Origin of the sequence: Corynebacterium pseudodiphtheriticum (genome assembly GCF_023509295.1) — a bacterium.
GTDB classification, from domain to species: Bacteria; Actinomycetota; Actinomycetes; order Mycobacteriales; family Mycobacteriaceae; genus Corynebacterium; species Corynebacterium pseudodiphtheriticum.
Genome location: NZ_CP091864.1, coordinates 420640 through 445874, shown reverse-complemented (window position 1 = coordinate 445874; position 25235 = coordinate 420640). Strand labels below are relative to the sequence as shown.

General features: G+C 59.3%; 22 protein-coding genes. 5 read left to right on the top strand and 17 right to left on the bottom strand.

What is annotated here, in order from left to right; all coding sequences use genetic code 11:
- Positions 1-13 precede the first annotated feature (13 nt).
- Complete coding sequence (gene pstS, locus L9H78_RS01900; RefSeq protein WP_249620325.1) at positions 14-1222, bottom strand: phosphate ABC transporter substrate-binding protein PstS; 1209 nt, start codon at positions 1220-1222, stop codon at positions 14-16.
- A gap of 158 nt (positions 1223-1380) precedes the next feature.
- A complete protein-coding gene (gene mshD, locus L9H78_RS01895; RefSeq protein WP_249620324.1) occupies positions 1381-2415 on the bottom strand; it encodes a mycothiol synthase in 1035 nt (344 codons plus the stop codon).
- 30 nt (positions 2416-2445) lie between these two features.
- Between mshD and L9H78_RS01890 the strand changes: the two genes are divergently transcribed.
- Positions 2446-3246, top strand: a complete 801-nt coding sequence (locus L9H78_RS01890; RefSeq protein WP_249618281.1) for an LmeA family phospholipid-binding protein — start codon at positions 2446-2448, stop codon at positions 3244-3246.
- On the opposite strand, the gene L9H78_RS01885 is transcribed toward L9H78_RS01890, so the two are convergent.
- On the bottom strand, positions 3243-4277 hold the full coding sequence (locus tag L9H78_RS01885) for a diacylglycerol/lipid kinase family protein (RefSeq protein WP_249620323.1): 1035 nt from the start codon (positions 4275-4277) through the stop codon (positions 3243-3245). The two genes, L9H78_RS01890 and L9H78_RS01885, sit on opposite strands and share 4 nt — an antisense overlap.
- Positions 4278-4436: 159 nt before the next feature.
- Between L9H78_RS01885 and L9H78_RS01880 the strand changes: the two genes are divergently transcribed.
- Complete coding sequence (locus L9H78_RS01880; RefSeq protein ID WP_027018064.1) at positions 4437-5054, top strand: heme-binding beta-barrel domain-containing protein; 618 nt, start codon at positions 4437-4439, stop codon at positions 5052-5054.
- A 28-nt stretch (positions 5055-5082) separates the two neighbouring features.
- On the opposite strand, the gene L9H78_RS01875 is transcribed toward L9H78_RS01880, so the two are convergent.
- Positions 5083-6075, bottom strand: a complete 993-nt coding sequence (locus L9H78_RS01875; RefSeq protein WP_249620321.1) for an aminodeoxychorismate lyase — start codon at positions 6073-6075, stop codon at positions 5083-5085.
- A gap of 40 nt (positions 6076-6115) precedes the next feature.
- On the opposite strand from L9H78_RS01875, the gene ygfZ reads away from it, so the two are divergent.
- Positions 6116-7351, top strand: a complete 1236-nt coding sequence (ygfZ, locus tag L9H78_RS01870) for a CAF17-like 4Fe-4S cluster assembly/insertion protein YgfZ (protein ID WP_249620320.1) — start codon at positions 6116-6118, stop codon at positions 7349-7351.
- A 120-nt stretch (positions 7352-7471) separates the two neighbouring features.
- Entirely contained in the window at positions 7472-7651 is a 180-nt protein-coding gene (locus tag L9H78_RS01865) for a DUF3073 domain-containing protein (RefSeq protein WP_027018067.1), read from the top strand.
- Positions 7652-7802: 151 nt separating this feature from the next.
- On the opposite strand, the gene purM is transcribed toward L9H78_RS01865, so the two are convergent.
- From purM to purD, 12 genes are all read right to left on the bottom strand, one after another.
- A complete protein-coding gene (gene purM, locus L9H78_RS01860; protein WP_249620319.1) occupies positions 7803-8885 on the bottom strand; it encodes a phosphoribosylformylglycinamidine cyclo-ligase in 1083 nt (360 codons plus the stop codon).
- Between the two features lie 67 nt (positions 8886-8952).
- Positions 8953-10464 (bottom strand): amidophosphoribosyltransferase, encoded by a 1512-nt coding sequence (purF, locus tag L9H78_RS01855; RefSeq protein WP_249620712.1) that lies wholly within the window; start codon positions 10462-10464, stop codon positions 8953-8955.
- Between the two features lie 103 nt (positions 10465-10567).
- Positions 10568-10969 (bottom strand): sterol carrier family protein, encoded by a 402-nt coding sequence (locus tag L9H78_RS01850; RefSeq protein ID WP_249620711.1) that lies wholly within the window; start codon positions 10967-10969, stop codon positions 10568-10570.
- A 66-nt stretch (positions 10970-11035) separates the two neighbouring features.
- Positions 11036-11686, bottom strand: a complete 651-nt coding sequence (trhA, locus tag L9H78_RS01845; protein WP_249620710.1) for a PAQR family membrane homeostasis protein TrhA — start codon at positions 11684-11686, stop codon at positions 11036-11038.
- 281 nt (positions 11687-11967) lie between these two features.
- A complete protein-coding gene (gene purL / locus L9H78_RS01840) occupies positions 11968-14274 on the bottom strand; it encodes a phosphoribosylformylglycinamidine synthase subunit PurL (protein WP_249620318.1) in 2307 nt (768 codons plus the stop codon).
- 12 nt (positions 14275-14286) lie between these two features.
- Positions 14287-14967, bottom strand: a complete 681-nt coding sequence (gene purQ / locus L9H78_RS01835) for a phosphoribosylformylglycinamidine synthase subunit PurQ (RefSeq protein ID WP_021354014.1) — start codon at positions 14965-14967, stop codon at positions 14287-14289.
- Positions 14967-15269 (bottom strand): phosphoribosylformylglycinamidine synthase subunit PurS, encoded by a 303-nt coding sequence (purS, locus tag L9H78_RS01830; protein ID WP_023018366.1) that lies wholly within the window; start codon positions 15267-15269, stop codon positions 14967-14969. Before purS ends, purQ begins: the two co-directional genes overlap by 1 nt.
- A gap of 72 nt (positions 15270-15341) precedes the next feature.
- Entirely contained in the window at positions 15342-16673 is a 1332-nt protein-coding gene (locus L9H78_RS01825; protein WP_249620317.1) for a glycosyltransferase family 87 protein, read from the bottom strand.
- A 140-nt stretch (positions 16674-16813) separates the two neighbouring features.
- Positions 16814-19078 carry a S9 family peptidase gene (locus L9H78_RS01820; protein ID WP_249620316.1) on the bottom strand — a complete coding sequence of 755 codons (2265 nt, stop codon included), beginning with the start codon at positions 19076-19078 and terminating at the stop codon, positions 16814-16816.
- A gap of 98 nt (positions 19079-19176) precedes the next feature.
- Positions 19177-20076 carry a phosphoribosylaminoimidazolesuccinocarboxamide synthase gene (locus L9H78_RS01815; RefSeq protein WP_249620315.1) on the bottom strand — a complete coding sequence of 300 codons (900 nt, stop codon included), beginning with the start codon at positions 20074-20076 and terminating at the stop codon, positions 19177-19179.
- Positions 20077-20127: 51 nt separating this feature from the next.
- Complete coding sequence (gene purB, locus L9H78_RS01810; RefSeq protein ID WP_249620709.1) at positions 20128-21540, bottom strand: adenylosuccinate lyase; 1413 nt, start codon at positions 21538-21540, stop codon at positions 20128-20130.
- A gap of 160 nt (positions 21541-21700) precedes the next feature.
- The gene (gene purD / locus L9H78_RS01805; RefSeq protein WP_249620314.1) at positions 21701-23056 is read right to left on the bottom strand and encodes a phosphoribosylamine--glycine ligase; all 1356 of its coding nucleotides are present in this window, start codon (positions 23054-23056) and stop codon (positions 21701-21703) included.
- Between the two features lie 66 nt (positions 23057-23122).
- On the opposite strand from purD, the gene L9H78_RS01800 reads away from it, so the two are divergent.
- Positions 23123-23548: an HIT family protein gene (locus L9H78_RS01800; RefSeq protein WP_126849850.1), complete on the top strand. Its 426-nt coding sequence runs from the start codon at positions 23123-23125 to the stop codon at positions 23546-23548.
- 32 nt (positions 23549-23580) lie between these two features.
- Here the strand turns inward: L9H78_RS01800 and L9H78_RS01795 are convergent, their stop codons facing one another.
- Positions 23581-25230: a sensor histidine kinase gene (locus L9H78_RS01795; RefSeq protein WP_249620313.1), complete on the bottom strand. Its 1650-nt coding sequence runs from the start codon at positions 25228-25230 to the stop codon at positions 23581-23583.
- Positions 25231-25235 lie beyond the last annotated feature (5 nt).

Below are 25235 nucleotides of genomic sequence, written 5' to 3'. Positions count from 1 at the left end.
AAGGCTCGGACTCTTAGGATTGAGCGCCAGCACCCGAACCAGCATCCGAGCCAGCACCAATGGCAGCAACCGCATCGTGCAGACGCTGCAAGTGCTCGCCGGTCACCGGGATGTAGCCAGAGGCTGCGAGCTCGTCATCCTGGGATTCCAGCATGACGTTGAGGAAATCCTTCACCTGGGTTTCGGTTTCTTCGTCGTAGCCATCCGAGCAGACGATTTCGTACGTGGTGAGAATCAGCGGGTATGCACCTTCGTCATCAGAAGCAAACAACGCATCGGAATCAACGACCATATCGTGCGGAGCTTCCTCGCCGTCCGCGCCCGTGAATTTCAGGTTATCAAGGGCTACGCCTACGGATTTTTCGCTGAGTTCTACCGGGCCGGAACCGAAGTCCAGGTGAGCGATGCCCAGGCCGGTTTGTTCCGCAAATCCAGATTCCACATACGTGATGGCACCGTCAATGGATCCGGTCTGGCTGGCGACACCGCTGGAACCGTTCGCACCCTCTCCGACCTTCTGCGGGAATTGTTTGCCCGCAGAATCCCAATGGCCAGTCGAGGCAGTCAGGAACTTCTGGAAGTTATCCGAGGTACCGGATTCATCTGAGCGGTACACGACGGTGATTTTGGTATCTGGCAGGTCCGCATCCGGGTTGGCCTCGGCGATTTCTGGATCATTCCAGCTGGTGATCTCGCCGGAGAATATCTTGGCGACGGTGTCTACTGGCAGATTCAGCTCCCCGTCGACGCCTTCGACGTTGTAAGCGATGGCGACCGGGCCAATGACCATCGGCAGGTGCCATGCATCGTTGCCTTCGCAGCGATCGGCAGCGGCCTGTACTTGGTCGTCTTTGAGTGGCGAATCAGAACCGGCAAAATCCACATTGCCCGCGATGAATTCGGTTTGTCCGGAACCGGAACCGGTCGGGTTGTAGGCCAGGGTGGCATCAGTCAGCGAGTTGAATTGCACGCCAAAGTAGTCCATCGCGTTTTGCTGCGAGGATGCGCCTTCGCCGATGAGCTCGCCGGTGGCGGTGTAATCGCTATCGACGGCATCGTCAGAATCGACGGCATCGTCGGCGGTGCTAGCAGCGTCATCTACTTCCGAGCACGCGATCAACGATGCCGATAAAGCCACCGCTCCCAGTACTGCGGAAACTTGCCGCCGCTTGTTACGGGATAAAGCGGTACGGGAAAAAGCAGTGCAGTTGTTCAGAGTCATGGGAACCTTCCTGGAGTACTGTGCAATTCTCAAACGCGTTGCCGCGCTCACAAAAACTCAGGTTAAGAGACGTAGGTAACCAGGAAGGAAAGTCATCATGGACTTCGTGTGAAGTCTCTGCAAACTTTTATGGTCGCGTTAAAAACCGGGCATAACTGCTAGTTTTCGACACCGTTTCCGCTGTTAGCGGCATATACCACGTGGTTTTCTGCGATGTCGAAACCGGATTTTTCATATACCCGCACGGCGGATTCATTATCCTTTTCGACATACAGGATGACTTCCGTTGCCCCTTTATTCACCATTTGTTTAATTCCCAGGCGCAGCAGGTGTCCAGACAAACCACGGCCTTGATACGCGCTAGCCAGCCCAATCACATAAACCTCACCGACGGCTTCCGCGGAGTCTTCGGCAGCACCGTGCCATTTCGTCCAGTGAAATCCCGCTAATGCAGGGTGCTTGTCGACGCCTACTGCAGCATCGTTGTCCCACAAAAGAATCACATCCTGCGGGTCAAACCACTCGGCCTCCATGGCGCGGTGCAAGCGGTCGCGATCCCAACCGCCTTGCTCGGGGTGCCAGGAAAATGCCTGGTTATTAGCCTCTACCCAACTATTTTCTACGTGATCCGCACCGAAGCGGTCCACAGATTCCGTGTAATCGGCAGCCACAAATCCAGCGGGGGCTGCACCTGGCTCCGCGGATTTCTGCAACCCCGCACCGGTTAACGACATCACCAGCAGGTGCCGAACAATCTGTAACTGATGTTTTTCCGCGATGGTGCGCGCAGCCGGCAACTGCCCGTGTGCCCACACCTGCAGACCCGCACCAACGACCTGTTGCAAATGCTCGTATAAGCACGTTCCATAGCCCTGCCCGCGGTGTTTCGGAGCAATCACCATCTCTGCATTATCGTCATCCAGACCAGCCAATCCCACCAGCTCGTCGTCAAGAAAAGCCAGTACATGCTGCTGCCCGACACGCTGATCGGATAGTCCGGCAACAAATTGCTCAGACAACGGAGCAAAACCATCAGCAGCTTCCGCAGCCTGCAGAATCTGTTCTGCTGCCCGGCGCGTTTCGGTAACAAGGTGTTCGCCACCTGGTTGGCCGGAACTGGCAAGGTCTGCTTGCGCGCGATTGGCGTCGGCAAGAATGGTGTGCTGGAAACGTAAACGATCGTAATTAACCATGGCCCTACCCTAATACGGTATGAATGAGGAGTGTCATCGATCGTCGTCAAGCGCAAAACCGCCCGCCGTGCGGCCTGGGCATTGGGTCTGGCCGGTGTAGTGGGTATCGCCTGGATCGGCGATACCGTGGTCGCTTCCAACGTGGAGCGCAAGATTTCTGATGCGGTGTATGAGTCTTATGCACCCGAATCCGGAAATGAGCTGGCCACACCCCCGTCGGTGTACGTCGGTGGGATTCCGTATCTGCAAGCCTTGCGCTCTTCCCAGGTACCGGTTGTTGGGGTATCGGCACTTGATGTCGATGTCGACGGTGTCGGCATGGTCAACACCGGGGTCACGTTGCAAGGGTTGAAGGCCGAACCGAATCAGGTGTGGTCTGGTGATTTTCTGGGCGCGAAGGCACAATCTATGCGGCGCACGCTGCGGCTTGATGGCGTGGCGATGGGTGCTTGGCTGGATATGAAAGATCTGACAATCTCGCACCCGAAAAATATTTCTCCCGGTGGTGGCACTGCAACCGAGGCCGTGTTTCAGGGCCGCCCGCCGGGCTTCCACGAACCCGTATCTGTGCTGGCAACGCTGCGGCTGGTGGGCGACGAGTTTCAATTGCGCCCAAAAGAAGTCATTAGTTCCTCGGTGCACCCAGACGATGCTGACGACGACGCGCTGGCAGCTTTTGATCTGACCGTAAACACCACGACCTTGCCGTTGGATAAAGCCGCCGACGCGGTGTACTTGGAAGGCGGTTCCATCGTTTTTGAGGCGGTACGCAATAACGTCATCGTGCAGCCGGAATATCTCGCCCCCGTCGGCAGAGCGAGCGAATTTTAAATCCGAAACAGATCACGCACCACGGCTAAAATGCCGCGCTGCTGTACTGGAATGATTTCTTCCGGCGAGAACACCTCGATGGCATCCGGGATGCTGTTGAGTTCCACGGTTTTTAGTTTGCCCTGCGCCTCACCATCGGCTTGGAAGCGCAGCGCCTCGTCACATTCCAAGGTAATGCGGGTGGCATCATCAAAGCGCAGCGTGCGGGCATCGGTGAATTTGTTCAAGCGGCCCTTTTCATCTGCCCCGAACAGGTGCAGCAGGCCGACGAAGCCACCAACCCCTGTCAGATCCGTCAAGCCGAAAGTTCCCAGGCCCTTGTCGAAGGAGTTGCGCGGGTTGGTCACCACGGGCAGCGGCCCCAAGAAGGTCCATGGGTTCGTATTGGAGGCGAAAACCAGCGGGGCTTGGTCAATGTGCTGCGTTTGGCCGTCGGCAGATTCTGCATGCGCACTAATCTTCGGCGGCGCATGCAAGATCCGGCGCCATGCCTGGTACGAGATACGCAGGTAGCGCAGCGGGGTGGCGGAAAAACCTTGCTCGCGGAGTTTGTCGATGCTGTGCAAAACGTCGGCGTCAATACCGATGCCGGCGTTAACGGCAAACCAGCGGTCGTTCCACGTACCCAGACGGATACGGCGCCGTAGGTTCTTCTTAATGTGCCCTACCAGCAGCTCTGTGGTGTGCACCGGGTCCAGTGGGTAGCCCAGCGCACGCACGAACACGTTGGCCGAGCCCGTAGGAATCACAGCCAGGGCCGGAACCTCAGAGGCTTTACGACGTCCATCGCCCACCTTGCCCAACAAACCGTTGACCACCTCGTTGACGGTGCCGTCGCCACCAACTGCGATGACCACGTCGTAATCATCACGACTAAGCCCGCGCGTCATGTCCTCAGCGTGCCCGGCATAGTGGGTAAATTTTGTGATCAGATGCGAGTCATCAATACTGCGCACCAAAGGAATGATGCGACGGAAAAGCTCATTGGTTTGGCTCGTGGAATTTGGGTTAGCGATTAACAGTAGGCGCACGACTCAATAGCGTAGCCGATCACACGGCAACATAGCCGATCACACGACAGCGCAGCCGATCGCCCGGGCGATCACACGGTAGAATTGGCGGTTATGACTTCCGAGGAGCAAAACAACCCCAAAAACCAGAAAGACCAGAAGCAACAAGTCAACCCACAGATGCGTTTGGACGGCAACCAGGCTGTCAATTTAGCGGAGCAACAGGCGAAGAAAACTGCCGACAAGAACATTCCGCAGACCGGCCTGGGCGCACTGCCAGTCCCGGATGACACGGCAAACCTGCGTTATGGCCCGAACCTGAACGACGGTCTGCTCGGAGTGCTGCCGCTCATCGGCGTGTGGCGCGGCGAAGGCCAGGCGGTTACCTCCGAAGGTCAGCACACCTTCGGTCAAGAGATCACCTTTTCGCATAACGGCGAAAACCACGTCAAATACGACTCCCGCACCTGGTTCATCGACGAAAACGGCAAGCCTGCGGGTGCTTCCCGACGCGAAACTGGCTACCTACGCATCGACGGTAAAGATGCCATGGAGCTGACCTACACCTCTTCCGACGGCATCGTGGAGATCATGTACGGCCAGCCGCACAACGAGCGTTCCTGGGAGCTGGAATCTGCTTCCACCATGGTCACTGAGACCGGACCAAAGACCCTGGGCCCCGGTAAGCGTTTGTACGGCCTGATGCCCAACAACGACCTGGGCTGGGTGGACGAGCGCGTCACCGACGGCGAGCTAGCACCGTATATGTCTGCACAGCTGCAGCGCGTTGCTGGTTAATGTTGCACTGCGTGGCCGAGGCAACAGTTTATAAGCTGAGTGCTTGTTCAATGAGGCCACGAATTTCCGCATGATTTGTCGGCGCTGGTAACTCCACTGCCGGTGAGTTCATGCCTCCCAGGCTGGTCACCCGCACTGCGATGCGCACTGACGAGATCAGCCACACCGATTCCGCCTGGTACAGCTCCTCAGCTGTTACCGGGCGGTTTTCGCATATCCACCCCTGCTGCCGTGCATAGTCGAATAGAGCATCGACTGTGGTTCCCGCCAGCACATCCCCGGCAGGGGTCACCAGCCGACGCTGGCTGCCTTCCCGCAACACCAGCACGACAGTGGAGGTCGCACCTTCCAACACCCGAGCATCGCTTGCCGACGCATCGCTTGCCGACGCGGGGCTGGTCGCCATTGGGCTTGTCGGCTCCACAAAGATCACATCATCGAAACCGTGGGCCTGCCGCAGCGCCGCCATCGTGGCCGCATAATTCACGGTCTTCGCGCCCACCGTCGTGGTCCAGCCACGTGGAACCAACTGCGCCCGCACCCCGTCGTGCCGCTGTTGCAGCACCCCTTGTGCCACTGGCGCGATCACCAGCCACGCCGTCGGCTGGGGCGCACCCGCTCCGGAGTCTGCGGCGTCTCCGGCGCCCCCGATGTCCCCGGTGTACCCGGTGTACTGTCGCCCGCGTGAATAGGTCCAGGTGCACTTTCCTTCCCGTCCACCGGACTGCTCCTGCCAGTCCGCCACTGCTGCTGCGGTCACCTGCTGCCACACAGCGCGGTCTGGGGCCGGAAGGTCCATCCGCTGTGCTGAGCGTTGCAAGCGGTCCAGATGCCGTTGCAGGTTCGCTGCCCGCCCGTTTCGGACCAACAGCGATTCAAACACGGCCTCGCCGCGAGTCACCGCGGCATCGTCCCAAAAGACCACCGGTTGCGCCGGATCATGGCGCCGGAAAGTACCGGCGCGCACATCCACGGTGTAGATAACGGGGGTTAGCGGTGTTGACGAGGGCTGCTCACACATGCCATGGATTATGCCAAGGTTTTAGCGCTACCATGGTGCTGTGACTACGCATTACCGTTCTGTACTGCTCAACCGTCCGAACGCTATGGCTTATCAGGAGGAGCCACCACACCCGGATGTCACGGGTGTGGCCTGGCATTACGGTGAGCCACTGAGCGAGCAGCGCGCCATTACCTCCACTGGCGCGATTGTGGATCGCTCACATCGTCGCGTTATACGGGTGACCGGGCCGGAAGCCGCCGCGTTCTTGCATAATTTGCTTTCGCAAAAACTTGACGACGTGCAAGCGGGCTGGTCTGGTTCTGCCCTGGATTTGGACACGCAGGGCCGCATTCTGCACACCATGGACATCGCGGTGACCACAGACACTGGTGCCGACGCAGGCGCTGGTGCTGGTGACGGCGTGGGTTCTGGCACAGGCGATGGCGCGAGCGCAGGCGCCGGTACTGGCGATGGCGCTAGTGCCGCAGCTGCCCCCGAAGGGCTGGCTTTCTACCTGGACTGCGAAGCCGGGAAATTCGATTCCCTGCGGGATTTCTTGCAGAAGATGATCTTTTGGTCCCAGGTAACCATCGAGGAAGCCGATTTAGCGATCATCACCGTGCTTGGTGGACCAACGGATACGCAACTGCCTTCGCAGGCCGTCTATTCGCGCACGGTTTCGACGGCGACTCCCGCCGGTACTGGCAGCGCACAACCAACCACTGGTTTGTGGGAAGCCAGCCGCACTGACATCGCAGTTCCACGAGAGCAGCTAGAAGCAGCCGTCGAAGAGCTAGAAAGCACCGGCCTGCAGCTGATCGGGCTGATGGCGTATACCGCCGAACGGGTCAAAGCACTGGAGGCGGAGTCTGTGGATTTGGATGAAAAATCCATCCCGCATGAAATTCCACACTGGATCGGGCGTGGCGAAAGGGTCGGCGCTGTGCACCTAGAAAAAGGGTGCTACCGCGGGCAGGAAACCGTCGCACGCGTGGAAAATTTGGGTCGTAGTCCGCGGGTGCTCGTATTACTGCACTTGGATGGCTCGGCGCCCACTATGCCTTCTCCTGGCGCGGACATTCAGGCGAAGGGGCGGCGCGTCGGCAAGCTAGGCACCGTGATTGATGATTGCGACTATGGCCCGATCGCGCTGGCCGTAATCAAACGTTCGGCACTGGATGCGGGACAAGTCAACATTGGTGATGTTGCCGCCAGCATCGATGCCGAGTCCATCCCGGTCGAGGAAGGAGAAAAGGCTGGTCGGGCGGCTATTAACAAGTTGCGCGGACACTAGTTAGGCCCCGGTGCAGAATTTTTTGCAGTTTTGCTCTATCCTGTAACACAGGACGAATAAAAAAGCAGATGGGGCATCCGAATTCCCTGGATTGCCCTTAACCCAAAGGGGGTCATGGCTATGGGTCGAGGACGCCAAAAGGCAAAGCAGACTAAAGTTGCCCGGGAGCTGAAGTACAACTCCCCAGCAATGGATCTGGACTCGCTCCAGAAAGAGCTCGCCTCTCAACCGCCGGGACGCGGCTGGTCTCAGGACTCCGATGATGACTATGACTATGATTCGGACTACCGGGAAGACTAGCCCCCTAGGCTTACAGCGAAACTAAAGTTTGTCCCTTTAGTTTTTCTCCACCCCACTACCCCTTCCAGGTCGCACAGGGTTTGTCCGTGCGGTCTCCTGGAAGGGGTTGTTGTGTGGCTGCCACGCGGGCAGCCGAAGCACCCCGGACAGCCTAAAACTGTGGGTGTGCACCGTGCATGACGACGCGTGGTTCTTCCTGTTCTGCAGCACGAACCGTGCCCAGCTCCCAAGCGTCGATGTGGCGTGCCGTGAGCACAGCTAGTGCCCGGTCGCGGTCCTCCGGAGAGACAACAGCGATCATGCCCACGCCCATGTTGAAGGTTTCTTCCATGGCTTCCAGGCTGACGTTGCCAGTCTCAGAGATCTTCTTGAAGATCGGCCCAGGAGTCCAGGTGGTGCGGTATACATCGGCAGCCAGGCCTTCTGGGATGACGCGCTCCAGGTTCTTCGCCAAGCCACCACCAGTGACGTGGCAGAACACCGATACCGAGCATTCCGACATCAGTTCCAGGCAGTCTTTCGCATAAATGCGGGTAGGTTCCAAGAGCTCTTCGCCCAAAGTGCGGCCGAATTCTTCCACGTGGCCATCAAGTGGCAGGTTGGCCTGCTCCAGCAAGACGTGGCGCGCCAACGAATAACCATTGGAGTGCAAACCAGACGATGCCATCGCGATAATGACGTCGCCTTCGTTGACCTTTTCTGGCCCCAGCACGTCATCCGCTTCTACTACGCCGACGGCGGTGGCGGATACGTCGTAATCGTTTTCGCCCATGACACCTGGGTGTTCTGCGGTCTCGCCCCCCAGCAGTGCGCAACCTGCGGTCACACACCCCTCGGCAATGCCGCCGACGATGTCAGCAACCTTTTCCGGGTACACCTTGCCAATGGCCAGGTAGTCCTGCAAAAACAGTGGTTCTGCGCCACAACAGATGAGGTCATCCACGCACATGGCCACCAAATCAATGCCGATGGTGTCGTGCTTATCCATCGCTTGGGCCACGGCTAGCTTCGTGCCCACACCATCGGAACCGGATGCCAGCAGCGGCTCGCGGTACTTACCCAGAGCAAACAGGCCGGCGAAACCGCCGAGATCACCGCGGACCTCTGGGCGGGTGGCGCGCTTGGCGTGCGGCTTAATCAGCTCAACGGCCTGCTCGCCTGCTTCTACGCTGACGCCAGCATCGGCATAAGTTGGGGAATCCGGCTGCGATCCAGGCTGGGAAGAATTCGTCATAATCTCAATCTATCCTTTTATCGTGTGTATTCTGCGGCGCAATGCAGCGCGGTATCAAGCATCCTGGCTACTCAACACTGTTGAGCAGCGTGCGCACAGCATCAGCATTGGAATTACCCTGCGGCAGGCCCAATGGGTAATTACCGTCGAAGCACGCGGTGCACAACTGCCTGGCTGGCTGCTCGGTGGCAGCGACCATCTCATCAATAGAAACAAAGCCCAGAGTGTCCGCACCGATGGCACTGCGGATGGTTTCAGTCATGCCTTCCAGGGAATCATCGCCACCAATATTGGCAATCAACTCAGCAGGGGTAGCGAAGTCAATGCCATAGAAGCACGGCCACTTCACCGGCGGCGAAGCAATGCGCACATGCACCTCGGCGGCACCGGCTTCCCGCAACATTTTGATCAGCGCGCGTTGGGTATTACCACGCACGATGGAATCATCCACCACCACCAAACGTTGGCCTTCGATGACCTCACGCAGCGGGTTCAGCTTCAAGCGGATACCCAGCTGCCGCAGGGTTTGCGTCGGCTGGATGAAGGTGCGCTGGACATAGGCGTTTTTCACCAAACCCTGGCCAAACGGAATGCCGGATTCGCGAGCATAGCCCACGGCAGCCGGGGTTCCCGATTCTGGCACCGGAATTACCAAATCGCCGTCAGCAGGGTGAGTTTGCGCCAGGCGTTTACCGATCTCTAAACGCGTCGCATTCACATTACGGCCCCGGATGGTGGAATCCGGCCGAGCCAAATACACGTATTCAAATACGCAACCCTTGTGCTTAGTTTCTGCAAAACGCTGCGTGCGCACGCCGGCTTCATCAATAGCAATCAACTCACCCGGCTCAATTTCCCGGATAAATTGCGCGCCGACGATGTCCAACGCACACGTTTCCGAAGCCACGACCCAGCCACGCTCCAGGCGGCCAAGCACCAACGGGCGCACACCATGCGGATCACGAGCAGCATACAAAGTATTGCCGTCGGTGAAAGTCAAAGAAAACGCGCCATGTACGTCTGGCAACAGGCGCGCGGCGGATTCCAAAATCGAATTATCGTCACCGACGCCGTCGGCAAGCAACGCGGACATCACGGCAGTATCCGAGGAGGTATCCCCCTCCGTGATAAGGCCGCGCTCTTCGGCCATCTCGCGCAGCTCCAGGTAATTAGTCAGGTTCCCGTTGTGTGCGAGAGCAACATCCTGGCCATGCTTAGAAGTACGGAACATGGGCTGGACATTGGCCCATTCTTTACCACCAGCGGTGGAATAACGATTGTGCCCAATGGCTACATCGCCCTGCAAAGATTCCAACAAGGATTCATCAAAAACATTTGAGACCAAGCCCATGTCTTTAAACACAAGCAGGCCGTCTTCCCCACCGACCGCCATACCGGCAGCTTCTTGGCCGCGGTGTTGGATGGCATAGAGACCAAAATAAGTTAGTTTCGAAACTTCTTGCCCCGGCGCCCAGACCCCGAATACGCCGCATTCTTCGCGTGGTTCGGTTTCGCCGTGATCGTCGAAATCATTGTGCTCAGCATGGTCAGTAAATGTGTTTGCTACCACGCAGTTCATCATAACGGTTGGCGGTGGAATCCGCTAACAAGCACTTTTCACGCGCCTACCGTGGGCTCGCAAAGAGCTGCGCAGAACTCGACTGGGCCCCACTAAAACCCGGTTAGAGCTTGATGATGGGCATCCACTGCGCGATTTCACCGGCCCTCGTACCCGACGCCGTGGTGTCTGCCTGAGCCACCAGTTCATCCCAGTTGCTGTGGCCGGTGGCCAAACGCAACCAGGCATGCGGGCTGGCTTCCACCACATTGGGCGGGACTCCCCTAGTATGCCGGGGCCCCTCGATGCACTGCACCGCGACGAACGGCGGCACGCGCAGTTCCACGCTATGCCCGGGGGCATCGGCGGCGAGTAGGCGCGCGGTGTGGCGCACGGCGTCGGCAAGCTGCGAACGGCTCGGCTGCGCAATGTCGGCCGCACGTGCGTCCTCGGGGGAATCGGCGGCGATCCAATCCGCGATCGCAAGTACTGCCGCGCGGGCTTTGGCGGGGTCGGGTTTTTTCACAGAGTTTGACCTCACAAGTTTTCTTTTAGGAGCTCCACGGTCTGAACTCAAGCTGCAAATTGTACGCTACGCACTGGCCACGATGATCCACACCGCTACCAGGTGAAAGATCGCCGCGATGATCGTCGCAGTATGGAAATGCTCGTGATAGCCATAAATGCGTGCGTTACGGCCCGGCCATTTCAAACCATAAGCCACCGCGCCGACGGTATACACCACGCCACCGGCCAACAGCAGCCACACCACGGCAGGCCCAGCGTTAGTCCACAGCTGAGATACCAGCGGCACAATCAACCAACCCAGGGTCACGTAAATCGCCACATCAACCCAGCGTGGGCGGGAAAGCCAGAAGAATTTCATCACCGCGCTGGTGATCGCACCGCCCCACACGGTGGCCAACAACCACCACGCCTGCGGCAACACAATCAAGCAAAACGGAGTGTAGGTCGCGGCAATGAACACCGCGATCATGGCATGATCAGCCCGACGCCAGGCCTGCACGGTTGTCTGTTTAGCCCACGGGATGCGGTGATACAGCGCAGAGACTGCAAACAGCGCGATCAGGCCGCAACCGTAGACCGTCGCGCCCAGGGCTTGCCACCATTCCAAGCGCATCCAGGAAAACGTGGTGAGCACACTAGCCGCAGCCAGCATAAGGATGGCAGCAGCCGTATGGAACCAACCTCGGGTGGCCGGGCGCGGTCCGCGATCAACCATGAAGAAAGTGCGTTGGACCAGACCTTCCCGGTCATGGGTTTGACAGTCACGGCTCTCCCTGTCATGGCTTTCCTGGTTCGCAGCCTGCGAGACAGACGAGGCATTGTTTTTCACGCCCCTTATTTTAGACGAGAAAAATCCCGCCGCGGAAGGTCCTCAGTTTTGCAGAACACAATCCGTGGCGGGAATGCCGAGCCCTAATTACCGGCGGGGATGCCTGGCTCTAATGACCGGCGGGAATGCCAAGCCCTAATAAAAGAGCGAAGCGCTGGCGCTGGCGCTTAGTCAAGAACGGAGTTCGCTCCGGTGGCATTACCGAACAAGCCAGGCAACGTGGCTGCCCATACTTCGCGCAGCTCCGCAACCGAAACGGCAACTCCCTCAGCAACCTGCAGGGTCTGCTCTTCGGTAGTAGCACCGATTTCTGCAGCCGGAACACCAGCCTTCTTGGCAGCCGCCAGCGTGGCTTCCACGTCGTTCGTGGCTACCAGAATGCGGGAGGCTGACTCAGAGAACATCGCCGTGGTGGCATCCGCGTGCACGGCAGACAAATCCACCTTGGCACCGACGCCACCGTCGAAGCACATCTCGGCTAGCGACTGGCCCAATCCGCCTTCGGAAAGGTCATGCGCTGCGGTGATACCGGTGGCCTCGCCAGCGCTCAACACGGCGGCCAGGCGCTCTTCGTTCGCCAGATCCACCTGCGGTGGCAGGCCGTTCAAGCCAGCACCGGTGACCTGCTGCCAGATGGAACCGCCAAATTCTTCCTTGGTCTCACCCAACAGCACCAGTTTCTGGCCAGCTTCCGGACGGTGCCCGATCGCCTTACGCACGTCCTCGAAAACACCGAGCACGCCGACGACTGGCGTCGGCAAGATTGGTTCCTCACCAGTTTGATTGTAGAACGAGACGTTTCCGCCGGATACCGGCAGTTTTAGCTCCACGGCGCCGTCGGCAAGACCATGCACGGCCTCGCGGAACTGCCACATCACGTCGGTGTTTTCTGGGGAACCGAAGTTCAAGCAGTTGGTGATCGCCACCGGGGTCGCGCCCTTGGCCACCACGTTGCGGTAGGCCTCTGCCAGTGCCAGGCGCGCACCCATGTTCGGGTCCAGCTTGGTGTAACGGCCGGAGCAGTCCGCAGACACAGCCACACCACGGTGGGTCTCTTCGTCGATACGCAGTACGCCAGCATCCGAATGCAAAGCGTCCACGGTGTTGCCGCGCACGTAGCGGTCATATTGCTCGGTGATGAAATCGCGGGAGCACAGCGCTGGTGACGCCAGCATCTTCTTCCAGGCGGCCAGCAGGTCTGCCCCCACCGGCTTGTCGACGCCACGGAACTGCTGCAGCTCGTCCTGCCACTCGGGGCGGGCGTACGGGCGTTCATAGACTGGGCCTTCATCGGCCATGGTGTAGGCCGGAGCATCCACGACCACTTCGCCGCCGTGGCGGATCACCAGGTGCTTGCCGTCGACGACCTCGCCGATCTCCGCGCAGGTGACATCCCACTTAGCGCAGATTTCGCGGAAGCGCTCCACGTTTTCTGGGGCCACGACTGCACACATACGCTCCTGGGATTCCGAAGCCAGGATCTCTGCGGCCGTCATATTTTCTGCCCGCAGTGGCACCGCATCCAGGTTGACTTCCATCCCACCGTCACCGGCAGCGGCCAGCTCAGAGGTCGCGCACGCCAAGCCAGCGCCACCGAGATCCTGAATACCCACAACGGTTCCTGCGTGGTAAAGCTCCAGGCAGCATTCGATCAGAACTTTTTCTGCGAACGGGTCGCCCACCTGTACGGCAGGCAGTTTGCGCTCTGCGCCTTCGTCGAAGGATTCCGAAGCCAGCACGGACACGCCACCGATGCCATCCAGGCCGGTGCGCGAACCAAACAGCATGACCTTGTTGCCCTTACCGGAGGCAAAAGCCAGCTTCAGGTCTTCTACCTTCAGCGTGCCGACGCACAACGCGTTGACCAGCGGGTTGGCCGCGTAGGATTCATCGAAGACTGTCTCGCCACCAATATTGGGCAGGCCCAGCGAGTTACCGTAACCGCCGATACCATGCACGACGCCCGGCAGCACGCGGGAAGTATCCGGTGCTTCTGCTGGGCCGAAGCGCAACTGGTCCATCACGGCAATGGGGCGCGCGCCCATAGCCATGATGTCGCGGACGATGCCGCCGACGCCGGTAGCGGCGCCCTGGTAGGGCTCAACGTAGGACGGGTGGTTGTGGGATTCCACGCGGAAAGTCACCGCGTTGCCATCCCCAATGTCCACCACACCGGCGTTTTCGCCAATACCGGCGAGGATCTTCTCAGCCATCTGCTCGGTCATGGTTTCACCGAAGTAACGCAGGTGCGCCTTGGAGGATTTGTACGAGCAGTGCTCCGACCACATCACGGAGTACATGGTCAGCTCGGCGTCGGTTGGGCGACGGCCAAGGATTTCTTTAATGCGCGCGTATTCGTCATCTTTCAGACCCAGCGCGGCATAGGGTTGTTCTTGGTCTGGGTTCTGCTGGGCTTGTTCGACTGTGTCGTTGGCGATCTTTTTCGCAACAGCGTCATTGGCGACGTGGGCCATAGGTGTATCTCCTTAGAGCTTCTCGGCGCTCAAAGCGTTGAGTGCGGAACGGAAAATGCCCAGGCCGTCGACAGAAGGCCCAGTCAAAGCTTCAACAGCGTGCTCCGGGTGGGGCATTAAACCAACGACGTTGCCAGCCTCATTGGTAATACCAGCGATGGAGTTTATCGAGCCGTTGAAGTTGTCGGTATAGCGGAATACCACGCGGCCTTCTGCTTCTAGCTGCTCAATGGTGGCAGCATCAGCTTGGAAACGGCCCTCGCCGTGCTTAGCTGGGATCAAAATTTTCTGTCCCTGCTCATATTCGCTGGTCCAGGCGGTGTTCGCATTCGCAACTTCCAAGTAGGTATCCACGCAGTGGAAGTGCAGGTGCTGGTTACGGGTGAGCGCCCCCGGCAGCAAACCGGATTCGGTCAAAATCTGGAAACCATTGCAAATACCCAGCGTCGGCATGCCTTCGCGGGCTGCTGGGATCACAGCCTGCATGACTGGCGATAGCGCAGAGATCGCTCCGGAGCGCAGGTAGTCGCCGTAGCTGAAGCCACCTGGGACGATGACGCCGTCGACGTTGTGCAAGCTGTTGTCGTCGTGCCACAGCTCCACCACATTGGCACCGGCCAGGCGGGCAGCGCGGGCCGCGTCGACGTCATCAAGAGAACCTGGGAAGGTAATGACACCGATGGTTGGGCTCATTAACGCTCACCCCGGTCAGCAGCTGCGGAAGCACCGGTAGCTTCGTCCGCAGCTACCTCGGCGTCGCGTTCCTCAATGACAATCTCAAAATCTTCAATAACCGTGTTGGCCAGCAGTTTTTCTGCTACTGCCTGGATTTCGGTTTCGGTGACGGTCTCATCGACATCGAGTTCAAAACGCTTCCCCTGGCGCACCTGGCTGGCACCAGTCACACCGATGCGGCCCAAGGCCTGCAACACTGCTTTGCCTTGCGGGTCCAGGATCTCGGGCTTGGGCATGACATTGACTACGACTCTGGGCATTGCACTTCCTTTAGCGACTCGGAGTGTGGGCGTGCCACGGCGTGTGGGCGTGCCACCGTTTTCGTTGCCAGTCTAGCGTGAAAGCCAAAAAGATAAATGCATGGGCTTGCGTTCTGGCCTGGGTTCATCGCGCAAAAATTCCGCCAGGCATAACGCAAGCACAGAGCCCACCAGCGCGGTGAACGCCGCCCAAGGTAACCAGCGCTCGGAATCCCAGGCTGCCAGGGGCGGGAAGGCAAAGACTGCACAGACGGGAATTAAATACAGTACCCAACCTTGGCCCCGGGCTAAAACGCCTAATAAGGGCAGTACGATCAACAAAACGTAGTGATCCCACAGGATGCCGCTGGTGGCGGTGAGGGTGCTAAAAATTCCCACTGTGGTGATCTTCCACGGTTCGCTCGAGCGCCAAGCGATGTAGACCACCACGGCGATCAAAGCTAACGCCAACAAACGTGGCACCAAGCTGGAGACCAGCGGTGGATCTTCCACGATAGAAACCAGGGCGTCGGGATCTTCCACGGCACCAACATTAATCAGCGAGGCAAAAGCACCATTAACGGGCGCAACTAACGCGGCCGCGTTGAGTTCCTGCAGGGTTTCCACCCAGGTGCGGAACGTGGCAAAGCCCAGGGAAACGATGGAAACCACCACCGCAGTAATACCAAAAAGCAGACCGACCACCCCGGCTTTGCGTGCGCGGGGAAAGAACAAACAGATGATAACCAGCACCACCGGGGTGAGCTTGACGACGGCGACCGCGCCGAGAGCCAGCCCGGCGCGAACCGGGTGTATGCGTGCTGCTGCGAGCCCATAGGCCACCCCAGCGAAAATAAAAGGAGTGGTTTGCCCCAGATGCAAAGAGGATTGAAAAGACGTGGCCACCCAGCCCAGTACAAGGCCTAAGGCCAAATACCCTGGTGGGATTTCATCTTCGAACCAGAACCGCCACGCGGACACGATGAGTATTACCAGGGCCCACGCTGACAAAACGGTGATCCAAAATACCGCAGAATCAAAGCTCAGCAGCTTGGTAATCCACGACATCACTTGGGCCACAAACGGGGTATGCACGAATGGGTGCGGGTAGGCCGAAACATCGGATTGTTCGTAGGTGTTGATCCAGGCTTCGCCTGTGATGAGGGCGAAGTCAGATTCGTGGATGGCGTAGAGGTTTTCGGTGTCGCCTTTCCCCACCAGCAAACCAGCGATCCACAGTGAGCCGAGGTCGCCCGGGTCTTGTGCGCCCCGCACCAGGAGCATAACGACCGCGCCGAAAAGCAAGCCGGTGACATGGTGGTACCACCGCACGATGGCCGAGGAATCCGTCGCAGCTTCGGGCTTCCGGTGGCGGGCCCGCCGTGTGGAGCTCGTGGAAACTCTCGTGGAGGCTGATGTACTCATGATGTTCCTAAGTTATCAGCCTTCACACAAACACTCAGCAATCACACCTGCCCCACTGGTTACGCAGCAGCCACACCCGCCCCAGCAAATACTCAGCGGTCGCACCAGCCCACCAAGCTATTCGGCCACCGGAGCTATTTTTATTCCGTGATGCCCGTGGCCTTGTTGATCGTCCACGCGTACTCGAACGCCGTCTGCTTCCACTTGCCGTAGCGCCCGGAGACTCCGCCGTGGCCAGCCGCCATCTCCGTTTGCAGCAAAAACTCGCCGCCACCAGCGATCTCACGCAGCTTCGCAATCCACTTCGCCGGTTCCACATACAACACTCGGGTGTCGTTCAGTGAGGTCACCGCCAGAATATCCGGGTAGCGCTGGTCCGTGATGTTTTCATACGGCGCATATGAAGCCATGTAGTCGTAGTAGTCCGGGTCGTGGTACGGATCGCCCCATTCATCCCACTCGACGACGGTCAGTGGCAGCTCTGGCTTGAGCATGGATGTCAGTGGATCCACGAACGGCACGATGGCGGCAATGCCCGCAAACCGGTCCGGCGCCATGTTGGCGATCGCACCCATAAGCATGCCTCCGGCCGAGCCGCCTTCGGCCACCATCGTCTCTGGTGCGGAAAGCCCACGGGAGACCAGGTCGTCGGCCACGTCAATGAAGTCAAAGAAGGTGTTTTTCTTCTTGTCCATCTTGCCGTTGTCGTACCAGCCACGGCCCATCTCTCCGCCGCCGCGCACGTGTGCGATGGCGAAGATCATGCCGCGATCCAGCAACGATAGCCGGGAGATAGAAAACCCGGGGTCCGTGCTGGATTCATAGGAGCCGTAGCCGTACAGCAGGGTTGGTGTCGGGGTGTTGGTGTCCAGGTCTGCGTGGTGGATGATCGAGACCGGAATCTCGGTGCCGTCGCGCGCGGTCGTCCACAAGCGATACGCGGTGTAGTTGCTGGCATCGTAGCCACCGAGGACTTCTTGGCGTTTCAGCAGCGTGAACACACCGGTGGCGGGGCGGTAATCATACAGGTGCGCCGGTTGCGTGAACGAGGTATAGCCCAGGCGAATCACCGGTGCGTCCCATTCCGGGTTACCGGCCACGCCGACGGTAAACAGTTCTTCCTCGAATTCGATTTCTTGGAAGCTACCCCAATCACCGGTGGCATCGGTGACCGAATCCAGCATCATGATCGCCGCGCGTGGGATTGCACCCCGTCGATAAGAAAGCACCAAAAAGTCGCGGTAGGCGTCGACGTCTTCGATGCGCACTTCCGCATCATGCGCAAGCAACACCGGCAATTCGCGCAGGCCAGGCAGGCTGCTTGCCGACGCCACGCTTGCGCTCGTACCGTCGCCGTGACCGTTACCTTCGTGAACACCAGTGCCCGTACCGCTGCCATTTCCAGCCCCACAGCCTTCGGGCACCGGCACGGTGGACACCGCAAAATTCGCGCCCGCGGTGTTGTGCGTGACAATCCAATAATCCGCGCCAGCTACCACAGCGTGATCAACTTCGTATTCCACACCCGGCTCGCGAGCCCACAGGCATTCGAACTCGCCTTCTGGGTTGTTGTAATCCAGCACCCAGACTTCGGAGGTGATCTTCGAGGAGGTGACGATCATCAGGTATTTCTCGGAGCGTGTGGCGCCAACCCCGACGTTGTAGCGCTCGTCTTTTTCTTGGAAAACCAACACGTCTTCCGACTGCGGCGTACCGATGCGGTGCCGCCACACGGTGTCCGGGCGCCAGGCTTCGTCGACACGCTGGTAAAAGATGTAATCCTCGCCCACCCAGCTGGCGCCGTAAAAAATGCCAGTGAGTTCGTCGGCAAGATAGTCACCGGTCTGCAAATCTTTTACGTACAGGTGGAAGCGCTCGTCACCGGCGGTGTCCACGGAATACGCCAGGTAGCGCCCGCTGGTGGTCACCGTGGAAGCACCCAGGGAGAAAAATTCGTGGCCTTCGGCCAAAGCGTTGAGGTCCAGCAGGATTTCCTCGCCCGGCACCGGGCCGTCGTCTGGGATGCTCGGTGGGGTCCACGGGTCCGTGCCCTCTTCTACCGGGATGCGGCAGGAATATCCGTAGTCTTTGCCTTCTTCGGTGCGCCCGTAATACCAATAATCGCCCGCGCGGGTGGGCACGGACATGTCGGTTTGTTTGATGCGCGAGGTGATCTCGGAATAAATATTGTCCCGCAGGCCGGTGAGGTGTTCGGTCTGCGCGTCCGTGTAGGCGTTTTCTGCCTGCAGATAAGCGAGAGTGTCCTCTGCTTCTTTGTCGCGTAACCACTCGTAATTATCCACGAAGTCCCGGCCATGGAAACTGCGGGTGACCGGGTGTTTCTTCGCTTGTGGCGGCTGCGCGGGTGCTGGGGTGTACGGAACGGTAGAACCAGAATTATCCATACCGCCACATGATACTGGTTTTAACTAGTGCGCTCGCCAGCCCGCTTGCCGACGTTTAGCCGCCTAGCCAACCCGCTTTCCGGGGTGCTTGCCGACGCTTAACCGCCCAGCCAGTCGCTAAATTGCGCGCCGCTCAAGCGCTCGTAGGCCTCGATATAACGCGCCCGCGTTGCTGCCACGACGTCGTCGGGAAGCTCGGGCGGGGTAGTCTCGCCATCCCAGCCGGATTCCGCGCTGGTGAGCCAATTGCGCACGTATTGCTTATCGAAGCTCGGCTGCACCTGCCCTTCCTGGTAGGAATCTGCTGGCCAGTAGCGGGAAGAATCCGGGGTGAGTACCTCATCACCCAGGACCAGCTGGCCGTCGGCATCCAGGCCAAATTCAAACTTGGTGTCGGCCAAGATGATGCCGCGTTCGGCGGCCAGTTCCTGCGCACAAGCGAAAATATCCACGGTGGCGCTGCGCAGCTGCTCGGCGCGCTGCTCACCCAAAGACTCGGCTACCACTGCGAAGCTAACGTTTTCGTCGTGCTCGCCCTGCTCCGCCTTAGTTGCCGGGGTGAAAATTGGGGTCTCCAGCTTGGAAGCTTCCACCAGGCCGTCGGGAAGCGCCACCCCGCACACCTCGCCGGTCTTCTGGTATTCCTTCAACCCAGAGCCAGTCAGATAACCGCGGGCGACGCATTCGAAAGGCAGCATGTTCAGCTCGTGGCAGACCATCGCGCGGCCCAGCACGGATTCTGGAATGCGCGGGTCATCCAATGGGCCTGCCAGGTGGTTGCGCACGCCCATGCGCTGGGCTAGTTCTTCGAAGAAATACGCGGAGATCGCGGTGAGCACCCGCCCTTTATCCGGGATGGCTGGTTCCAAGGCGTAGTCATAAGCAGAAATCCGGTCCGAGGCGATAATCAGCAACGTGGAATCGTCAATACGGTAGATATCGCGCACTTTGCCGGTGGCAATCGGGGTATAAGCAGAAAGTTCTGGTCGCGTGGTCATCTACGCTCGTGGGCCTTTCGTGAATTCGGGTGCGTGGGTGCTCGGTGTAGCTTAGAGAATCTCGCCTGGGCGGTAATTCGCAGCGTCCGGGTGCTCATTGCGCAGTGTGGTTACCCGCGCCAGAACGCGCTTGACCTGGGATTCTGCGGCGCCGATGAAGGCGTGCTTATCTGCCAGCGCCTCCTCCAAAGCCTGCTTATCCAGTGGTAATGCGTCGTCGGCAGCCAAACGCTCAACCAGATCCTGGTCCGCACCGTTTTCGCGCATGTTCAAAGCCACGGCGACGGCGTGTTTTTTGATGATCTCGTGAGCGGTTTCGCGGCCCACCCCGGCGCGCACGGCGGCCATCAGGATGCGCGTGGTGGCCAAGAATGGCAGGTAGCGTTCCAGTTCGCGGTCGATCATGGCTGGGAAGGCGCCGAATTCATCCAGCACCGTCAGGAAGGTTTCGATCATGCCGTCAATGGCAAAGAACGCATCCGGCAGGGCAACGCGGCGCACCACCGAGCACGAGACGTCACCTTCGTTCCACTGTGTGCCAGCCAAATCGCTGACCATAGTCAGGTAGCCACGCAGCACCACTTGCAGGCCGGAAACCCGCTCGCAGGAGCGCGCGTTCATCTTGTGCGGCATGGCAGAAGAACCAACTTGGCCTTCTTTGAAGCCTTCGGTAACAACCTCGTTGCCAGCCATCAAACGGATGGTGGTAGCCAGCGAAGACGGTCCGGCGCCGAGCTGCACCAGAGCGGATACGGCGTCGAAATCTAGGCTGCGCGGGTACACCTGCCCAACGGAATGGAATAGGTGGGCAAAGCCCAGGTAGTCCGCGATTTCAGTTTCCAAGCTGGCGAGCTTATCGTGCGAACCGCCCAGCAAGTCCAGCATGTCCTGGCTGGTACCCATTGGGCCTTTGATCCCGCGCAACGGGTACCGGCTGAGCAGGCCGTTGATGCGGTCGATAGCCAGCAAAATTTCTTCCGCCGCGCTGGCAAAACGCTTGCCCAACGTGGTGGCTTGGGCAGCGACGTTGTGGGAACGGCCGGCCATCACCAGCGACTGGTAGTTGGCGGCATGCTCACTCACGCGGGACACCACGGCGATGGCTTTATCGCGAATGATCTGCAAAGAGCTGTAAATCTGCAGCTGCTCGACGTTTTCTGTGAGATCACGCGAGGTCATTCCCTTATGGATGTGCTCGTGGCCCGCCAGCGCGTTGAATTCTTCAATGCGGGCTTTGACATCGTGGCGGGTGGAACGCTCGCGCTGCGCGATGGATTCCAGATCAACCTGGTCGATGACCTTTTCATAATCCGCGATGATCTCCGCGGGAATATCAATGCCCAGGGAACGCTGGGCGCGCATCACGGCGATCCACAGCTGACGCTCGTAGATCACCTTGTTGTGCGGGCTCCACAGATTCACTAGGTCTGCAGAACCGTAGCGGGAGGCAAGGACATTATTCATCGGGATTTTTTGTTGCGTCACACTGTGTATTATCACACGAATTTCGCTAGACCGACAACGCTTGCCGACGCCACCCCTACCCCGGGCGTCGGCAAGCAACCATGGGCATTAAGCAACGGGTATCAAGCAACCGTGGGCTTTAAGCGACCATGGGCAATCGCTAAATGCTGATCTCGCCGCGCGCGGCCTTGGCCCCGATATCGCGGCGGTAGAATCCACCGGCCATCTGGATGCCGCCGATGGTCTGGTACGCGGCCTCGCGGGCAGCATCCAGGTCTGCCCCCTTGCCGATCACGTTCAGCACGCGTCCGCCGTTCGAGTAGTATTCGCCGGATTCGTGGCTAGTGCCACCGTGCAGGATCTTTTCTGGGTTCTCGATATCATCCGAGACAATCCGGTCGCCCTTGCGCGGGCTGGCCGGGTAGCCTGAGGCGGCCAAGACCACGGTCACAGCCGAGCCTTCGTGCCATTCCAGAGGTGCCAGCTCACCCAGCGTGCCATTCGCACAGGCTGCCAGTGCCGGGGCCAGTGGCGATTGCAGCATCGCAAGCACCGCCTGGGTTTCTGGGTCGCCAAAACGGCAGTTGAATTCCACCACCGCCGGGCCATCTTCACCCCAAGCCAGCCCGGCATACAGCAGGCCGGAGTAGGAGCAACCGCGCGCAACCAGTTCCTTGGCTACGGGGCGGCAGACTTCATCCACGATGCGCTGCACGCCGTCTTCCGGCAACCACGGCAATGGCGTGTAGGCGCCCATACCGCCGGTATTCGGGCCTTCATCGTCGTCATAAGCGCGCTTGTGGTCTTGGGCGGGCAGCAGCGGAACCACTTCTTCGCCGTCAACCAAGCAGAACAGGGAAATCTCTGGCCCGGAAAGGAAAGATTCCAGCAGCACGGGATTGCCGCCTTCGTGTACGGCATGGATGTGCGCGACGGCTTCGTCGTAATCCTGGGTGACAACCACACCCTTGCCACCGGCTAGGCCGTCATCCTTGACGACGTAATTCGGGCCGAAATTCTGCAATACCCGCGCGATCTCTTCCTCGCTGGCACCGGGGGTGATTTGTTCGGCGCGCGCGGTAGCTACACCAGCGGCAGCCATCACGTCTTTGGCAAAGGCCTTGGAGCCTTCGATGCGGGCAGCGTCTTTGTTAGGGCCGAATACGGCAAAACCAGCTTCGCGCAGCGCATCCGCCACACCTGCGACCAGCGGGGCTTCCGGGCCAATGACCACGAGTTCTGCCTGCAGCTTCTGCGCCAAAGCCACCATGGCTGCGGCGTCATCGGCGCTGCCAGCATCGGTGTGCCGGGTGGCTAAGTTCTCCATGCCTGGGTTGCCCGGGCAGACATGCAGCTCATGGGCTGCGGCCTGGGAAGCACCGTTCTGGCCGTCGGTATTCGAGCCTTCAGCGTTCGAACCTTCAGTGTTCAGGGCGTCATTTTTCTGCGCGTCGCGGGAAAGCCCCTGCAGCAGGGCATGTTCGCGGCCGCCAGTTCCGAGTACGAGAATACGCATGGCCTATATCCTATATGGCTGGGCTTGCCTGCCGGGCTGCGCACTAAAGCCCGGTAGTGTGGTGGCATGAGCACAGTATTTAGCAAAGTCATTAATGGCGATCTGCCTGGCCGTTTCGTCTACCGCAGCTCGGATGTGGTGGCGTTTTTGAGCATCGAGCCACTCGCCTATGGCCACGTGTTGGTGGTGCCGGTCGAAGAGGTGGATAAGTGGACCGATATGGCCCCAGAGCTGTGGGCGCGGGTCAATGCGGTTGCTTATGAAATCGGCAATGCCGTGATCGAGGCCTTCGACGCCCCGCGTGCTGGCAATGTCATTGCTGGTTTTGAAGTCCCCCACGCACACATTCACGTTTTCCCGGCCCGCAGCATGGATGATTTCAATTTCGCCAATGTCATCCCAGCCGATCAGACGGACGAAGCCGCGATGGACGAGGCTGCGCAGAAGCTACGCGCAGCGCTGGGCACTAACGAGGACGGTACCAAGATTTAACGTCCCGGAACCGGGTGGCCTTCGGCTGCTGTTTAGTAGCCTTCGCCGTAGTCGTCGAAGGTTTCTTCGCTTGCCGAAGGCTCGTCTAGCGCCGGAATGCGCACGGTGAAGGTCGAGCCAACCCCTGGTTCACTGTCGACGGTGATTTCACCATCATGCTGGTCTACCAGTGATTTCACAATCGCGAGCCCCAGCCCGGAGCCGCCACCGGCACCCCGGGCACGGGAAGGATCTTCACGGTAGAAGCGCTCAAAAATCAGCCCGGTTACTTCTTTACTCATGCCGCGGCCGTCATCGGTGATGTCGATGCAAACGTAGTCTTTCGCGTTTTCCCGGTCTGTGCCGTTTTTGCCGTCTTTCCCTGCTTTGCCATTTTTACCGTCGTCCTGGCTCCAGCCGGTGGTTTTCTCCTCGGCCTCGTGGTTATCGCCGGTTTCCTGCTGTTCGGCTGCAAGGCGCATGCAACCGTCCTGGCTTTCTTTGCGCAGCGTCAGCGTTACTGAGGCTTCCGGCCCACCGTGGTTCAAACCGTTGGTGATGAGGTTCAGCAGCACTTGGTGTAGGCGGTCTGGGTCGCCAGAAACCACTGGAATATCGGTGGTTTTATTTTCCACCCGGATGGTGCGTTCTGGGTAGGCGGCTCGTGCGGTACCAACCACTGCCAGGGATAGTTCCAGCACGTCGACGGTGCGTTTATCCAGCCGGGAACCTTCTGCCCGCGTAAGCGCCAGCAAGTCTTCCACCAACAGCTTCATGCGTCCGGATTCATCGTCAATGGTGGCAAACACATGGTCCACATCATTGGTGGCGCCGGAGCGGTATAGCTCCACGTAGCCGCGCAAAGAGGTCAATGGGGTGCGCAGCTCGTGTGAGGCATCACCGACGAAGCGGCGCATTTGTTCCTCTTTCGACTGCGCGGTTTCGACGGAATCCTGCAGCCGTTCCAGCATGATGTTCAAGGCAGCCGCCAGTTGGCCGACCTCTGTGTTCAGGGGCCATTTTGGCACGCGGAGGTCCAGATCACCTTCGGCAATATCGCTGGCGGTGCGCTCCACAATCTGCAGCGGTTTCAGGGTTTGCCTAATCACCGCGAACGCCAATAATGCCAAAAATCCCAGCATGACCAGGCTGATTAATGCCTGTAGCATTGCCAAACCGCGTAGTAGGCCGTTTTCACGCTCCAGGTTCTTGGCGACGATCGTCACCACGCCGTTTTGCTGGTTGGCCAGTGCGCGCCATTCTGGTTGCTGTGGCCCGTCAACGCTCGCTACGCTACGCGGCCTACCGCCGATGACCAGGTTGTTGATTTGTGGCAGGGTATCGCGGTCGTTATACACCCGCGAGGAACCATCCGGGAAGATGTGGATCACGGCGTAATCTGTGGGCGGGCTGGCGGAAAGGTTGCCGGAAAACAGTTCGGAATTTTGTGCCCACCCGGCCATGGATTGGGCCAGGTCGTCGTCGACGCGCTGGTAAAAGACCTCACGCATGACGGAGTATACCGCAAACGAGCTAGCAAAAAGCCCGAAGGCAGAAACCAGGACGGTGAGCACCACCAGCCAGGTGCGTAGACGCAACGGCCGGTGGGTGCGGTATGCGCGATAGGAACGGCGTTTGCGTTCCCCCTGCGTGCCCCATCCTGCGGATGGCTCGGGGACTTTCTGCGGCTCGGGCTGGGACATTGGCG